The organism is Natronomonas pharaonis DSM 2160 (assembly GCF_000026045.1).
Lineage (GTDB): Archaea > Halobacteriota > Halobacteria > Halobacteriales > Haloarculaceae > Natronomonas > Natronomonas pharaonis.
In genome coordinates, this window is the sequence record NC_007426.1 from 1,868,540 (window position 1) to 1,886,090 (window position 17,551).

At 54.5% G+C, this 17,551-nt stretch carries 6 protein-coding genes; all 6 read left to right on the forward strand.

What is annotated here, in order from left to right; all coding sequences use genetic code 11:
* The first annotated feature begins 285 nt into the window (after window positions 1-285).
* The 6 genes from NP_RS09570 (at window position 286) to NP_RS09595 (ending at window position 17,543) form a co-directional block, all read left to right on the forward strand.
* Window positions 286-2,889, forward strand: coding sequence for a helicase-related protein (locus NP_RS09570; RefSeq protein ID WP_232503968.1), 2,604 nt, complete (start codon window positions 286-288; stop codon window positions 2,887-2,889).
* Window positions 2,890-2,891: 2 nt separating this feature from the next.
* Window positions 2,892-6,920 carry an Eco57I restriction-modification methylase domain-containing protein gene (locus NP_RS09575; RefSeq protein ID WP_011323645.1) on the forward strand — a complete coding sequence of 1,343 codons (4,029 nt, stop codon included), beginning with the start codon at window positions 2,892-2,894 and terminating at the stop codon, window positions 6,918-6,920.
* Window positions 6,920-12,223: a DEAD/DEAH box helicase gene (locus NP_RS09580; RefSeq protein ID WP_011323646.1), complete on the forward strand. Its 5,304-nt coding sequence runs from the start codon at window positions 6,920-6,922 to the stop codon at window positions 12,221-12,223. Before NP_RS09575 ends, NP_RS09580 begins: the two co-directional genes overlap by 1 nt.
* Window positions 12,224-12,323: 100 nt before the next feature.
* Entirely contained in the window at window positions 12,324-13,241 is a 918-nt protein-coding gene (locus NP_RS09585) for an ADP-ribosylglycohydrolase family protein (RefSeq protein ID WP_011323647.1), read from the forward strand.
* A gap of 95 nt (window positions 13,242-13,336) precedes the next feature.
* Entirely contained in the window at window positions 13,337-14,662 is a 1,326-nt protein-coding gene (locus tag NP_RS09590) for a metallophosphoesterase family protein (protein WP_011323648.1), read from the forward strand.
* Between the two features lies 1 nt (window position 14,663).
* Window positions 14,664-17,543: an AAA family ATPase gene (locus tag NP_RS09595; RefSeq protein WP_011323649.1), complete on the forward strand. Its 2,880-nt coding sequence runs from the start codon at window positions 14,664-14,666 to the stop codon at window positions 17,541-17,543.
* Window positions 17,544-17,551 lie beyond the last annotated feature (8 nt).

A 17,551-nucleotide genomic window follows, 5' to 3' on the forward strand; every position in this document is an offset into this window, starting at 1 on the left:
AACCTCCAACAAATGAGTTCACAACTTCCATCAAATATCCAGCCCGGTTCTGTAGTAGAAAACCGCAATCGACTGTGGAGAGTTGACGCTGTTGACGGAAATGTAGTCACCGCAACTCCTCTCGATGGGAACACGGCTGACAGACACCGATTCTATACGCCTGTCGAAAATATCGAAGAAGGAAGTCTCGAACCACCAGACCCGAAGAAGCTCGGCAACCCAGAGTTTCAGCGCTTGTTGAATCGGGCCTATCGGCTTTCGATGCTACACGGGACGGCCCCACTCGTGAGCCTCCAGCGATCACGAGTCATCCCAACTGAGTACCAGCTTACACCGGTCGTGATGGCACTCGATATGCCTCGTGTCCGGATGCTGCTGGCGGACGACGTGGGACTCGGGAAAACAATCGAGGCGGGTCTCATCACGAGCGAGCTTATGGCTCGCAACAAGGCTGATCGAATCCTCATCATCACTCCCGCGAATCTCCGAGAACAATGGCGTGAAGCGTTCAACTACTTCTTCCACATCGATGCTGACATCATCAGCCGTCGCCACCGGAAGGCGATGGAAAAGGAGATCCCACCGGGGACCAGTCCATGGGAGCACTTCTCGAAGCTGATCGTCAGCATCGACTATGCCAAGCAGAACAGCGTTCGGCACGAGATTCTGGATCAGGACTGGGATCTCGTGATTATCGACGAGGCACACCAAGCGGCGAAGCCTCACGAATCCGGGGCGAATGAAACGGTCGATATGCAGCGCTGGGACTTTGCGACCGAAATCACCGACCACGCCGAGCACTGTCTCCTCCTGACGGCGACGCCTCATAACGGTTACACGGATTCATTTGCCAGCTTGATCCGGATGCTTGATGTCGACGCTGTCTCCGGTCCTCGACACGATCCTACCATCCACCGTGACATCGCCCAGAGACACGTCGTACAACGACGACGAGACGATGTCAAACAATGGTTCTCCGATAGCGATGGGCAGAGTCCCTTCCCAGAACGTGATCAAGATGAGGTTCGGGTCACACCCACGGAGTACGAACAGGAAACGTACGACGCCGTCCGAGAGTACGGTGAACTGCTGATGTCCTCCGCTCAGCGTTCCAGTTCCAAGAGCCAGACGCTGGCCCGGTGGTCGGTCATCCATTTCCTCAAGCGAGCGCTGAGCAGTCCCGAAGCCCTCCGACAGTCCCTGAAGAACCGCCAAGACAAGCTCGAAGACCGGTTAGAGGACCTAGACGAGGAAGACACGCAAACCGTGATCGAGGAGACAGCCGGGATCTCTGAGTCGATGGCGCAGGCGAATGCACTCGACGACGATCCCGGCGAAGAGTACAGTGAAGAGGAAGTCGGGGAACGAGTCGAACGAGTCGTCACCGGCGATAAGGCGGCTATCGAACGAGAGCTGGACGTTCTCGAAAACGTCGCAGAGAAGGCAGAACGAGTCACGAAAACCCGAGACGCAAAGCTACAACGACTCCTCGATGAAACACTCCCCAACCGGTTCCAGTATCCCCGTGTCATCATCTTCACGAAATACGTGGACACGCTGGAATACCTCGAAGAGCAAATCAAGGACTCTCAGAGCGACGAGACTGAGGTCTTCACGCTCCACGGTTCTTTGAACGAAGCCCAGCGGAAGGAGCGATTCAAGGAGTTCGAGGACTCCACACGGGGCGTCCTCATCGCCACCGACGTCATCAGCGAGGGGATGAACCTCCAGCACGCCGCAAACCAGATCATCCACTACGAGCTGCCGTGGAACCCGAACCGGTTGGAACAGCGGAACGGTCGAATCGACCGGTACGGGCAGAAGAACGACGAAGTTGTCATCCGGACGATGGTCGTCGAGGATCAGATGGACGTCGCAATCCTCGAAAAGTTGGTCCAGAAAGCGAACAACATCAGGCAGGAGTATGGGTTTTCACCGCCGTACTTCGGCGACGACGAGGGAATCCTCGAACTCCTCAAAGACGAGGGGATCGACGCCGGCGTTCCACAGGCGACCCTCGAAGAGTTCGGAGGCGGTTCCGCACCAGCAGAGCGTGAGAGTGCGAGCGTCTTCGACGACCAGACGCTCGACCGGATCAAGTCCGAGTCCTTCTACGGACACACCGAAGTCGGACTGCAAGAGGTTCAGAAGCGACAAGAAGAGACGCACCAGCGGATCGGCGGTCAGGGAACCTTGGAACAGTTCGTGAAGAGTGCTCTGGACCTGTTCAGTTGCTCGTACGAGATGAACGTCCAAGGTCATCTCGACATCAAAATCACCGCTGATCGGCTTCAGGGGCCAGACATCAAGCGTGAGTACGAGGACGTGACGTTCGATCCGAACGAGGCGTCCCAGTCCTCGGATACGGAGATGCTCGACATCGCCCACCCGCTAGTACAGCGGCTCATTGAAGCCGTCAAGGAAACTGCGTTGACCGACGAGGATCGCTACGGGCGGACAGCCATACGGGGAACCAACGAAGTGAGCGAGCCAACAGCAGTGTATACAGCACTGGTTCGGTACGTGGCAGACACCAAGCCCGATCCAACGATTATGGAGGAGTTGGTACAGGTCGGGTTGCCGATCTACGGAGACGAACCGCTCGAACAGGACATCGTCGAGGCGCTGGAGGAAAGCGAAGCCAAACCAGTTCAGCGTACTTCGATGGAGAAGGAAGACGATCTCAAAGACGCTCTCGGACATGGGGCGTTCGAACAGACGCTACAACGGCGAGCAGAACAGCGGCGGGACAAGATCGTCGAACAGCGAACGGAGATGCGAGCGGAGCTTGAGAAGTCCGGAAGTGGAAGCTGGCTATCCGGCATTGACGACGTTGAGATTGCGAGTAAAGATCTGCTGACAGTCACCGTCTACTACGGGAGCAACTAACGATGAGTATCGATACATCCTCTACCGACGCCGAAGCCGAATCGAGTTCCAGTACGCCACGAACCGGATCGACGACGTTCATCAACACCAGCGGCGGTTTACTCACGGACGAACTGGTGAGCAAGCTCCGCCAGCGTCATTGCGGGGAGTCCGCCGTCCGTCCGGAGACCTTTGCGTTACCGAACACAGAGCCGCCCGAAGAGGCCGACATCGAAGCGGAGATTGGGGATACGTGGGACATGCTTCGAGAGCGGTGGGACGAGCTCACGATGGACGAGACGCTGTTCCATATGGACGTCTCGGACGCTCGTACGAAGTGGATCCTCAAGCTGTTCCAGAATCTCGGGTTCGAGCCGGTCTTCCAGCGTGAGAATCTCGAAGCAGGCGGCATCGAGGCGAACCTCTCACACAAGGGGTGGCCCGACGGGGAGATCGAAAGCTACGGTGAGATGGAGGGGCGGACGGCTCCGATCATTCATACCGTCGAACCAGAACAGAAGCTGGACGAGAAACCGGAGGATGCTCCCCGTGGAGCCAAGAGTCCACACGACACGCTCCAGGAGTTCCTGAATGCCAGCGATGAACACGACTGGGCCGTCGTAACCAACGGGCTGACGCTCCGGGTTCTTCGAGATTTCTATCACACATACACCCGTGGGTACGTGGAGTTCGATCTGGAGAATATGTTCACAAGCCGGAACTACGGGGACTTCCGGGCACTCTACCGGCTCTGTCACGCCACACGGTTCATCGAGCCGGTCGTCGCCGAGGATGAAGACGATGACGTCGAAACCCCGCTGGAGCAGCTGTATCAGGTCGCTCTATCGACCGGGGTCAAGGTCGGCCAAGACCTCCAGTCCAACGTCGTAAGCGCTATCGAGACGCTGGGAACTGGTCTGCTCAACCAAGAGATTCGAGAATACCTCAAAGAAGGCGGCGAAAAGGAAGCTAAGGAGTACTATCAGGAAGTTCTCCTCTTAGTGTACCGCCTACTCTTCCTGATGTATGCAGAGCAGCGGGGAATGATGGCTTCCCGTGATAGCCTGTACACCGACGAGTACAGTATCACGAACCTTCGGGACAAAGCCGAAACACGCCGAAGCGGAAGTGACCGGAACACCGATCTCTGGCACGGCTTGCAATCCACGTTCCGCCTCGTCGAGAAGGGTGACGACGAACTCGGTGTTCCCTGTTACAACGGGATGCTCTTCGACTCAGATCGGCTCGACTGGGTGTCGGAAAGCGAGTGTTCCAACGACGACCTCTTGGACACAATCGAAGATCTAACTCTCATCGAACATGAAGGAACTCGACAGCGCATCTCGTACGCTGACCTCGGCGTTGAAGAGATCGGTTCCGTCTACGAAAGCCTTCTCGAATTCACTCCGAAGCTTGCTACCGAGGTTATTGAACTAGAAGACCGAACGGTCTCGCATGGTGAATTCTATCTTGATGACCGAGGAACCGAGCGGAAAGAGACGGGGAGCTACTATACAGACCCCGGACTGGTACAGGAACTCGTTCAGAGTTCGCTCAAACCCGTCGTTGAAGATCGCCTCGAAGACGCTACCACGACTGACGAGCAGGAAGATGCTCTCCTCGACATCACGGTCTGTGATCCGGCAAGCGGAAGCGGTGCGTTCCTGATCGCCGCCAACAACTTCCTCGCACAGCGACTCGCACGCATTCGATCTGACAGCAACTATCCACCTGAAGACCAGATACGTAGGGCACGCCGAGACGTCCTACAGCATTGCATCTACGCTGTCGACCTCAACCCAATGGCCGTCGAACTGGCCAAGGTCAGCCTGTGGATCAATTCTGCCGTGGAAGACAAACCGCTGAATTTCCTCGATCATCACATCAAGTGCGGAAACTCCTTGATCGGGACTAACTCGGAACTTCTTGAAGGTGAGTTCCCTGTGGACGCTTACGAAACGTCCGGGGGACGTGACTGGCACGTCGGAAACGAAATTCGCAAACAAGTCAGAAATGAAAACAAGGAGCGGTCTAAGGGTTCCTCCGAATCGTCGCTGCAACAATGGGGTGCGAGCAAAGAAGAGTATGTAGATATCGCTGAACAACTCGATGAGATTGAAGAAGAAGACACTGAAGATATAAAGAAGAAAAGGCAGCTGTACGACGAACTCCAGCAGTCAGAGGCGTACCAGCAAGAGAAGTTGGCGCATGATGTCTGGACAGCGGCATTTTATTGGCCAATGGATGGCTCTACGAAGGAATATCCATCTCCGTCCACTATCGAAAAGATTCGACGTAACTCAAATCCCGATGACGAAGCGCTTCAGGAGTTGGTAACACAGACTATAGAGATAGCAGAGCAACAACGGTTCTTCCACTGGGAATTAGAGTTCCCTGAAATATTTAGCGGACACTCATCTGGCTTCGATTGCATTCTTGGAAACCCACCGTGGGAGACATTTGAATTAAAAGATAAGGAGTTCTTTGCCGTGGAAAAACCCCAAATAGTCGAAGCGGGAACCCCCGCAAAAAGGGAAAAACTAATTGAGCAATTGGAACAGACGGATCCCGATTTGTATGAGAGGTATGAGCGTGAAAAAAGGTCTCTTGAGTCAGCCTCAAAATTCATCAAGGAGAGCGGGAGGTATATTAGGACAAATAGTGGGAAGACTAGCACACATGGTCCCTTTGCGGAGCTAGCACTAGATAATATTAGTCCAAATGGGTACTCTGGGATTATTGTACCAACTTCTTTGGTAATGTCATCATCTTCAAAAGACTTTTTCAAAGAACTAGTTGAAGATAATAGGCTTATTAAGATATTCGACTTTATAAATACAGGAATCTTTCCAGAGATACATCGAGAATACAAATTCAGCCTTTTGGCGATCTCAGGCAGTGCAATTGTAAGTGAACAATTTGAGATGGGATTCCATCTGGATGAAATTGAGGGCCTTAGAGATGATGAAAGAATATTTGAAATAACGCCGGAAGAGATAGAACTGTTAAATCCGAATACAAAGACATGTCCCACTTTTCGCACAAGGTCTGACGCAGAGCTCACGCTTTCTATCTTCGAGAATGCTGGGGTTTTCCAGAATGAATCACGTGGAGAGAACCCATGGGGCGTCAATCTAAGAACTCTGTTCCAACGCTCTGGCGATTCAGATCTATTTTCCACTAGTGAAGAACTGGTAGACGATGGATGTCATCTTGAGAGAAACCGGTTTGTCTGTAATAATGGACAAACATTTCTCCCACTTTATGAGCCAAAATACATTCACCAGTATGATAGTACATTTGCGACATATGAGGGGGTTTCGGGAGACCATGAGGATAAGAACCCGAAAGAATTCGCATTGGAACGAAAAGATGATCCAGAGCGTTATATCCTGCCTCGGTATTGGGTATCAGAAAAGGAATACACGTCAAAGAGCGGCGACGGTTGGCATTTAGCAGTTCGGAATATTACCAAATCTACTAATCGGCGGACTGTTATATCTACCATACTTCCAGGAGTTCCAGCTGATCACAATTTCTACATTTTTGAGGATATCGATGCAGATAACTCACTTTTGCTATTAGCTATATTGAATTCTTATGTCTTGGATTTTGCTGCACGCCAGAAAGTAGACGTCTATATTAGTGCATATACGATCAAGCAATTCCCTATTCCAAGTCCAAATCAGTTTGAAGAGATACTCTTTAGAGGAGAACCTCTCAAACAAACAATTAGAGATATAAGTTTTAAATTGATGTACAATACCCATTCCCTAGATTCTTTAGCTGAGGATCTGGGACACCAAGGTAATCCATATTCGCACTCAGCGCCCGCTGGGGTATCAAGAGAAGAATTACGGTTCAAGCTGGAAGCGCTTATGTTCTATTTGTATGGGCTAGATGAAGATCAAATAGACGATATCTTTGGGTCATTTGAACAACTCAAAAAGGAAGAAAAATCCGACCACGGGTACTACCGAACCCGAGAAAAAGTCAAAAATAAATTCTTGGAACTTCAACCTGACATTGAATATAAACGGGGGCAAATATAATGAGTTCCCGTCTCAACCCCTTCGACGCCCTCGATAACGTCCAATCCTCCTATCGGTCCTACGTCGAGACGTTCCAGAACGTCGACGACGAGACAATCAACGCTTGGATTGAGAACCGCATCGAGACGGGAAAGGTACTGTGGAAGGAACCGTTCGTCCAACTGAATCAACGCTTCAAGTACGGCGACACCCTCGAAGAGTTCGTTGCGGACGATAAACTCCACGAGGGTATTCTGGACGTCTTCACCGGTGCTAGCGGCGATCCTATTGAGCCGTACAAACACCAGACTGAGGCGATTCAGTCGATCCAAGCTGGGAACAACACAATCGTCTCCACGGGCACGGGGTCAGGGAAGAGCTTCGCTTTCGGCATTCCCATCGTCAGCCACTGTCTCGAAGCCAAAGAGCGGGGTGAGGATGGGATCAAGGCGGTCATCATCTATCCGATGAACGCTCTGGCGAACTCCCAGTACGAAGACTTCGCAGAGCGACTTGATGGAACAGGCCTCCGGTTGGGACTCTACACGGGTGACACGCCATACAACCCTGACGAAGCACCTGAGTTCCTCCGGCAGTTTGGTCGTGAGGAGGCGTTCGACTCCGAAGTCGTCTCTCGGGAGGAGATGCAGAACGACCCGCCGGACATCCTGATGACGAACTACGTCATGCTCGACCTCATTCTTACCAGGCATGACGACAAGAAGCTCTTCCCAGAGATGCACGAGGGAGTCCTACAGTATCTGGTCCTTGACGAGATTCACACCTACACCGGCCATCAGGGAGCCGACGTCGCCGCACTCGTCCGCCGGCTGAAGCAGAATACCGACGCCGGAGAGGAACTCGTCTGTGTCGGTACCTCTGCGACGGTCCAGAGCGACGAAGGAATCAACGCCAACGACGAGATCGCCGAATTCACCGGGAAGATCTTCGGCGAAGAGGTTGACGCCGACAACGTCGTTCGGGAGTCTCACTATCCGCTGCCCCTCTCCGACGACGAACCGCTCCCTGAGGACATCGAAGTCACCGAGGAAGACATCGCAACCTTCGACGGGAGTCTCGAAGCCGCACAGGATCTCACCGAGAAACTCCTCGACCGGGATCTGATGCCAGCCGAGACGACCGATGCGTCGGCACTCGGGAATGCGCTGGAGGATCACCCCACGATCAAGTTCCTCGACGAAGAGCTTAGCTCCCAGAGCCAGCAGATCTTCGCTGGCGAGGACGACGAAAGCGAAGACGGGAAGGATCTCGTCAGTAGCTATCAGGAACAGTACCGACCCGATGCATCTCGGTACGACATCGAGCAAGAACTCCAAGCCGCTCTGCTCGTCGGAACGGTTGGAACGACCGAGATACAGGGCGAGGAACAGCCGATTTTTATCCCGAAGCTCCACACCTTCTTCAGTCAGGGCAGTGGTCTCGTCTCCTGTCTTACCGAGGAGTCCTTCGAGGACGACGATCCCCACCTGAGTGACGCCGGCGACATCGAGTGTCGTACGTGCGCCCAAGAACACGACCGTACTCGGACTGCCTACCCACTCTCGTTCTGTCGGGGATGTGGTCAGGAGTATTACACCACCGTCGTCGATCAAGAGAAAAACGTCACACAGGGTGCGCTGAGTACCTTTGTGGACACCGAAGAGGACGAAGAGGAGGCGTACCTGATGCGGGGCGATTGGGACCGAGAAACCGCTCCCCTCCCCGATGAGTGGCTGAACGACAACGGGCAGCTTCGAGACACCTACGTCGAGGCTGAACCCCGACCAGCTACCTATTGCCCGGAGTGCGACCAGCTTACCCCCGGACGAGTGGAACAGGGGCAGCTCGAATGTGGATGCTTCGCTGCGCAGGGCGTCGAGGTGATGCGAGTCAACCAGCCGTTCCTGTTCTGCCCAAACTGCGGGGTTCACTACACTCGTCGGGTCAAGAACGAGTTCAACAAGCTGTTCACGTTCGGGACGGTCGGTCGTTCGACGGCGACGGACGTTCTCATCGGGAACACGATGCGGAACCTCCCTGACGACCAGCAGAAGACTATCGCCTTCTCTGACAATCGACAGGATACTGCATTACAGGCGGCTCACCTCAACAACCTCTACCAGCGGGTTCGATTCCGACGCTCGCTGTACCATACCCTCGCAGAGGGCGACGACGTTAGCCTCACTACGCTCGGGAACGACGTCTTCGACCTCCTCGATGACGAGGAAGCCCTTCCGCCAGCCATAGACACGGGAATGTTCGGGCCGTCGGCGGAGGACCGTCAGAACTACAGCGACTATCTGCTGTTCAACACCATTCTCGAACTCGGTCGTGAACAGCAACGCACCCAGCAGAGTCTCGAAGACGTCGGGCTGATCGACGTCGAATACGAGAACCTCGATAAGCTGGCGGACGTCGATGATGTCTGGGACTCGATCCCCGTGCTTTCGAATGCAGATCCAACGGTGCGGGAAGAGTATGTCCACGGCTTCTTGGACATCTTCCGCCGGAGTATTGCGATAGACCACGAGAGCACCACCAACTTCACCGATTTCAAGCGGAACGTCATCAACCAACTCGACGAAGAGGTCCATTTCCACGGCCAGGAGTTCTTCAACTTCCCAGTCGGATACAGTGATACGGCAAGTACTAGTGGGAGACACCGTGTCCGTCGCCTCACACATCCTCGCTCTCGACACGTCCGTTGGACAGCCCGTGCGTTAGACGTTGACACCGATACTGCGAAAGCGATCATCAACAGCGTCATCGACCTCATCAGCGACGACGAGGTACTCAAGCTGTTGACGCAGGAATCGCTGAAGTACACCGGGAAGGTGTATATGCTCAACCACAGTGCGATTCGGGTCACGCACGCCGATCCCGAGGACGTGCGAGTCTGCCCGAAGTGTGGAACACCGACGACTCGGGATGAACTCGACGTCTGTCTGAACTACAGCTGCGACTCGATCACGCCCGAGGAGACGGATCTCGAATCGTCCTACTTCTACGATCTCTATACCGAATCGTTCGACGACGCCGTCGACATCATCGCCGGCGAACACAGCGGTCAGGTTGAGAACGAGAAGCGGAAGCAACTGGAGTCGGACTTCCGAGAGGGCGAGAAGGTGAACACCATCGTCTCGACGCCGACGATGGAACTCGGGATCGACATCGGTGACCTCTCAAACGTTTATATGCGAAACGTCCCGCCGAACCCGAGTAACTACGCTCAGCGTTCCGGGCGAGCCGGGCGACAAAACCAGCCGTCACTCGTCACGACGTTCTGTGGCCGTGGGTTCGGACGTGGCTCCCACGACCAGTACTTCTACCGAAACCCGGAACGAATCATTGCTGGGGAGATCAGCCCGCCGACGTTCCTGCTCAACAATCAGGATCTGGTTGAGGCGCACATCAACGCTCTCGTTCTCGAACAGATCGAACTGAAATTCCAGAGCAAGCCCCGCCAGATGCTGGTCATCGAGGAGGGGAGCGACTACGAGATTATGCCCGATTATCGGGCAGATCTGGAGGACGCCGTCAAGAACAACCGACAGAAGATCATTCAAGCGGTGAAGCAAGCGTTCGCCCGTGAGCGTGAACAGGATACCGTCGGAGAGTGGTTCACGGATGCCTTCATCGAGCGCCAGGTGGACAACTTCGTCGAGAATCTCGATGAGGCATTCGAGCCATGGCGGCGTGAGTACACTCGCCTGAGTCGTGAACTGCGGCGCTTGAACCAACTCCTCGCCACAGAAGGAGGATCGTATCAGGATCGGATCGAGCGCAACGCCATCGAGGACCGTCTTGAGGATATGCGTTCGGGGAAGAAACGCTTCTACACGTATCAGTACCTCCGCTCACAGGGATTCTTGCCGAACTACGGATTCCCCAGACAGAGTACGACGCTAACGTTCACTTCCCGGGAAGACGACATTCAGCGGGATCAAACACGGGCTATCAGCGAATTCGCACCCGGAAACCACGTTTATTACGCTGGGGAACGGTTCGCTGTTCGGTATGCTCGACCTCGCACGGAGGATGCGGAGCCGGTTACCCGTCATCTTCGTGTCTGCCCGGAGTGTGAAACCATCCTGATGGGAGAAGACGCACAGGAGGCCGCAGCGTGCCCCTCTTGTGAGATGTCCTTCGATGGGACCCATCCGAATCCGAATGCGATGGAACTCCCGAATCAACACGCTCGGCCGGAGGAGTACATCACCAGTGACGAGGAGGAACGTCGTCGGCAGGGGTACGAGATCAACAGCTACTACGAACGATCCGATCCCCAAGCATACGACCTAGAAGGAAACGGAATCGAGGCCCGAGTGACATACGAAGGGAGTGCGAATATTGTCTTGGTCAATAGCGGGCTTCGAGATGCTGACGAAGACGATCTCAACGGATTCGCTCTCTGTATGGAGTGTAACCGCTGGCTAACTAGCGAGGACCAAATCGAGAGTCACGTCGACGAAGACGATCCGGATTGCTATGCTAATGCGTCAGAGGAAGCGATCAAGCGTGAGATAGAGTTGTTCTCTGAGGGACAGCACGACACGGTGACACTGACAACGCCACTCCCCAGCGATCTTGAGCCTGAGCAGACTGAAGAATTCTATCGAACCCTCAAGGAGACCGTCTATCAGGGAATTCTGGTTGCGTTCGATCTGGACGAGGAAGAGATCGACACGTTCGTGAAACCAGCGACAGGGGAACACGGACAGGTCACCATCGTAATCTACGAAACCAGTGAGGGCGGCGCAGGTGTGCTTCACTCGCTGATGGACGAAGCACGCTTCAGAAAAGCAGTTCGGGAGGCACAGACCGTCCTCCACGGGGATCCCGATGACGATGGTTGCGAGCGAGCGTGCTATGAATGTCTCCTATCCTTCTACAACCAGCCGGAACACGAGTTCCTCGATAGAACACTCGTTGATTCGTGGTTAGGGAACATGGAAACTGCGACCCTGACAGAAGTCGCTGGAACGAGTAAAGATAGAGATTACGAGAACTTCGACGAGCTACTGGAAGCTTGCGACTCCAGCTTCGAGCGTGAAGTCCTTCACGCTATTCGAGGTCAAGGCTTCGAGCTTCCCGATGAGGCACAGAAAATTATTTATGACGGTGACGAGCCAGTCGCAAAGCCAGATTTCTTCTACGAACGACCAGGTAGATCGATCGCAGTATTCGTCGATGGGCCCGCCCACGAGAAAGATTACGTTAAAGAAGATGACAAACGCAAGCGAGCTAGACTCAAACAGATGGGATATCGAGTTGTTCCGGTGTCAGATATTAACCAAGTTCCTGAGTTATTAGAAAGTATATAAATTCAATCATTCGATCTCCCAGATGGTTTAAAACGATGACTGCGTTCCGTTTATCGATATCCCCCGATGTTTTTCGTATCGGTCGTTTCTACGGCTTTGTATGTCAACAGTTGATCGTGCCCCAGGCATACTGTTGGGATTAGCGTGTGGTGACGCACTTGGCCGTCCAGTCGAGTTCCGCTCTGCAACCCAGATCAAACGAGAGTTCGGCCAGTTGGACGAGATGATCGGAAACGGAACGCACAAGCAACCAGCCGGTACGATCACCGACGATACAGAGCTCGCGTTACGGATTGCGCGCAGCTTGGTCGAACAGAAAGAATTCGACGGAGCCGACGTTGCCGAACGATTCGTCGAGTGGTACCGGAGTGGTCCGTTCGACATCGGACTGATGACAGCTGATGCCCTCCAGCGGATTGAAAACGGGATGCTGTGGGACGAGGCTGGTCAAGAAGTCTGGGAGGAGCGACCCGAAGGTCAGAATGCAGGCAACGGCAGCGTCATGCGCTGTGCTCCCTATTCCATCGCCTTCTCCGAAGATCCAGACCAACTCCTCTCTGTGAGTAAAGCATCGTCCCGAATCACCCATGCGGATCCACGCTGTACCTACGGCTGTGCGGTCCTGAACCTCACGCTGGCTGGACTACTCCACGGGGAAGACGAACCGCTCAGGAGGGCACTGAATCGCGTTCGATCTGAAGCACCGGAGGAACTCGTCGAAGCACTTGATCCAGTAGCGAAGGGAGCATCGATCGATACACTCCGGAACTCGGGCTACGTAATTCACTCGCTACAAACCGCGCTTCACGATGCTTTCGCAGCTGACAGCGCAGAAGAGGCGATCGTGACGGCTGTCAATCGAGGCGGTGATACGGATACGATCGGGGCGATCACGGGCGCAGTTGCCGGCGCTCGATTTGGAGCTGGTGGTCTCCCCGATCGATGGCTTGAGACGATAGACGAGCGCGAAGAGCTGATCGATCTGGCGTTGGAACTTCACGAGATCTCCACCTCATAAGAGATACATTCGCAGTCGGGCGTCATCCTTCAACAGAGGCGGATGAACGTATACCAAATGATTCATCACACTCTCGGTAAGTGACTTGTAAACGAATGACTGTCCGGTTCCTCCATACAGCGGACCTGCATCTGGGAAGCCAACTCAAAACTCAGCATCGGCAAGCGACCGGAACGATTGAAACGCTTGATTCTGCCATCTACACCGCGGTTGAACGGCTCTTCGATACGGCGATTGAGGAAGACGTCGATTTCGTCGTAATCGCCGGTGACCTCTATGATGAGGACTCTCGGAGCGTCAAGGCGAACACGTTTCTGAAAGAGCAGTTCGACCGGCTTGCGGATCAAAACATCCCAGCCTACGTCTCCTACGGCAACCACGATCCTGTCGGGAGCGCAACGACCTACGTTGATCTCCCTGACAACGTCTACGAATTCGATCACGAGGATCCGCAGGAATTTTACTATCCTGATGAGGATACGCCAGAGGCTCGAATCTGGGGCCAATCCTATCGCGACCGCCACGAAAGCCGCTCGATGTACCACCGATTCACGCCGGCTGACGAGCGGGTCCCGAACATCGGCGTTCTTCATACAGGATTGAATCCCGATGGCCGGCGGTACGTCCCGGTCGCACGCAGTGACCTCGAAAGCAAAGACGAGATCCACTACTGGGCGCTCGGGCATATCCACGATCCACGTATCTACGAGAACGAACAGCCAATCGCGTATTCAGGTGTCCCGCAAGGTCGCCAGATCACGGAACCCGGATTCGGTGGAGCGTATCTCGTTGAACTCGACGCTGAAGGCGACTACGAAATCGAGTTTGTCCCGACGAGCCCGGTCATCTGGCAGACCGTCGAAGTCGACATTGGGGACGACGACATTTCCTCAATTCCAGATATTGAGCGTCGAATCGAGCAGACCCTCGACGAGTTCTCCGCGCCGACTGAGCTGTTCGATGGTACCAGCGTCGCCGTTCGCGATGCCGAGTGGGGAATCGATGGCTACGTTTGCCGATGGAAACTGACCGGGAACGGGCCAGTTCACGAGACGCTGTCGAGTGACGACGAAGCTATCCACGAACTCACTCGACGGCTCCGAGACGGACTGACCTCGCGACGGCCATTCGTCTGGACCGAGGCCGTTCGGGACGAAACCGGACCACCGATTCCATCTATCGACGAGCTCCGTGGTAACGATCGGGTGATTGACGAGTATATCGCTTTCATCGACGAACTCGACGAAGTAGACGCCCGAGAACGCTACCGTGAGGAAGTCGGCATGGTCTGGGAATCCGTCGAGGACCACGAAGAAGGACGGCCAGACGAGCTGTCTCTTACTGACGAACAGCTTGACAATCTCATCGAGCGCGCACAGGAGCGTGTACTCGAGGAATTGGCACGACGGAGGGCGACATAACATGTATCTCAACGAACTACGAATTGACGATTTCGGGTGCTTCCGAAACGCACGGCTCGACAACCTCGATGACCGCCTCATCGTCATTGGCGGCCCACAGCGGGCCGGCAAGACAACATTCATGCAGGCGCTCCGGCAGTTCCCGAACGGCGTCAGTCGGGGCGGCGATCTCCCACCTGCGACCGACGAGTATCGGATTGATGCTGAACTCACACACGAGGGGGAGCGCTACCGATACGTACTAAATGGGCACGCAAGTCCCTCTATCTCTCCGATCGGTGACGGGCAAAATATCGATGCTGGGGATATCTTTGGGCCCGTCACGGAACGGCAGTACAGAAATCTCTATACAATCAGTCTCGACGAGCTTCGACGACTGCCGCCAGGGATTGATGACTCGGAAGATCTGGCCCGCGTATTACTCGGTGGCGCATACGGTGATATCGCCGAAATCCCGGAAATCGAGGAATCATTCAACGATCGAGCGTACGACATCGGGTTGTCGAGAGGGGATCCAAGTACCACATCCTCCGAACTCAACGATCCATATCGAACGATTCGCGAGGGGATCGAAGCCAGAAAAGAGGCAAGCCAGCAGGTCGACGAATACAGGTCAGTAACTCAGAAACTCGAAGACAAGCGATCGGAGCAATCCGATCTTGAAGATGAAATCGCCCGCAGACAGCAGATTCGGGACCGGCTGAATATTCTCAAGGAGTTGTTCGATCCACTCCAACAACTTGAGACGTTGAACGCCCAACTCGAAGATGTCGACCTGGATGCAATCGACGACTTCCCAACACATCTGGCGGATCGATTGGATCATTTCGAAGAGCAGTTCCAGACGGCCACGACAGATCTCGCTGAAGCACGACGGGAGTTCGACCAGAATGCAACATTCGATACGACAGACGAGTACTACGAGTGGCTCCTTGAGCACGAGACGGAGATCGATTCCCTCACCGAGGATCAAAAGCTGTGGGCCAGAACTGCCGAAGAACTCGTCGAGAGTGAGGAGTCTCTCGAAGAGAACCGGCGAGACATCGAACGTGAGATAGCGTCTCTGCATTCGGAGTGGGGCGAATCATTCACGCATATTGACGAGATAGAAACGAGCGCCGTCGACACAGCCCGAGTTGCCGACGTAGCCTCCACGATCGAGGATCTGCGGACGGAACGGAGTGATTTGAAGGCCTCTATTGATTCAGCACAGACACGGAAGCAGGAACTTGAGTCACAGCTGGAGGGGATGGAAGAAGAACACGAAGAAACCAGGGAGATCACCGTTCCGAAGCAAAAACCGGCGATCGTAGCTGGTGTTGCAATCGTAGTCGGAACGGGCGTTGGATTTGCGGCCACGCCTCTCGTTGGCGGGGTTGTTGGGCTCGTCGTCCTCGCAGTTGGCCTATACGCGACTGATTCAACGGTTACCGTCGAAACGACCGTTGATGCTGATCCGTATCGCGAACTCAAAGGCCAGGTGGCGACACTCGATGGCGATCTTCAGGCCGATTCAGAGCGACTTACAGAACTCGACGATCAGATCGAGGAAAAGCAGTCGGAACTCACTGAACTCGTCACCGAGTTGGGCCTTCCGGAAGCGCTTCCGGCAAGCGAGGTTCCTGAGTTCTACAAACAAGTCGTCGAACTCGATGACGAAATCGCAGCCTATCGCGAGAAGCAAACGGAGTGGGAAGAAGACAAAGAGAATTTTGCCTCCGATATCGAAGATGTCGCGACACTACTCGACGACGTGGCTGACTTTTCATGGGCGGCTGAAGAGCCCCTAGAAGACGCCGACAAGGTGCTGGCCATGCTCGAAGCGGTCGCTGCCGATCTCGAACTAGCACGGGATGTCCGACGTGCCGAACGGGATCGAACCGAGTGTATCGAGGACATTGATGACGTCCTGACGGAGTGGGACGAAGATCAGTCGATCGATCAAGAGACTGACGACGAAGACATCCTCGAATATATCCAGGCGTTCAACGACGAGGCCGAACGGATCAGCGAACTTCAGGAAACAGTCGAGGAACGTGATCGGATTGAAACCCAGGTCACCAGTCGGCTAGAGAATGAGTCAGCTCGAGAGGCGTTCGAGCCGCTTCAGGAGGACGACGAACCGTGGATCGATGTCGTTCGCAATGTCGCTACCGAGTACGCCGACACAGATGCGATTGCAGACGAGATTCGCAACGAAAAGAGACAGATCGAGGAGTTGGAAGCCAAGCGTGACGAGTTGCACGAGGATTGTATCGAACTTGAACAGCGACAGGAAGATCTCGCCTCGGAAGAAGATCTCCGGGAAGCACGAGGGAAGATCGAGGAAGGACGGGTCGAATTCGAGAGACTCGGGGAGGCCTATGCGGTTAATCGAATCGCCGAAACGATGGTCAAACAGCTCCACGAGCGACTGATGGAAGATATCGTTCATTCCCTTGTCGACGATGCGAGCGATATTTTCAGAGAGATAACCCAAGAGTACGAGGGTATCGAACTCGATGGTGATGTCCAGAGCCTCGATTTCCGAGCGCTTCGCGAGGATAACCATGACCATGGCGTCGGCGAGTTGAGTCGCGCAACCGCTGAACAACTCTTCCTTGCCGTCCGGCTGGCACGGATCCAGCAAACGGACGTGTCACTTCCCGTCGTGCTGGACGACGCCGCGACGAACTTTGATCCAAATCATATGAGTCGTGTCTTCGAGGTCATCGACCAGCTAACGGCGTCGAATCAGGTGTTCTTCCTCACGTGTCATCCGCAATGTGTCCGAATAACTGCGTCGAACGATCTTTCTGCACAGTACTGGTCACTCAACAGTGGGCGATTCACTCGCCGTGAAACTGCCGATACATTAGAACAGCAGCTTTCGGCGGATTGAGTAGTAAA

Coding starts and splice junctions, on each gene's coding strand:
- NP_RS09590 (WP_011323648.1), top strand. CDS start 13,337: ATGACTGTCCGGTTCCTCCATACAGCGGACCTGCATCTGGGAAGCCAA.
- NP_RS09575 (WP_011323645.1), top strand. CDS start 2,892: ATGAGTATCGATACATCCTCTACCGACGCCGAAGCCGAATCGAGTTCC.
- NP_RS09585 (WP_011323647.1), top strand. CDS start 12,324: ATGTCAACAGTTGATCGTGCCCCAGGCATACTGTTGGGATTAGCGTGT.
- NP_RS09580 (WP_011323646.1), top strand. CDS start 6,920: ATGAGTTCCCGTCTCAACCCCTTCGACGCCCTCGATAACGTCCAATCC.
- NP_RS09595 (WP_011323649.1), top strand. CDS start 14,664: ATGTATCTCAACGAACTACGAATTGACGATTTCGGGTGCTTCCGAAAC.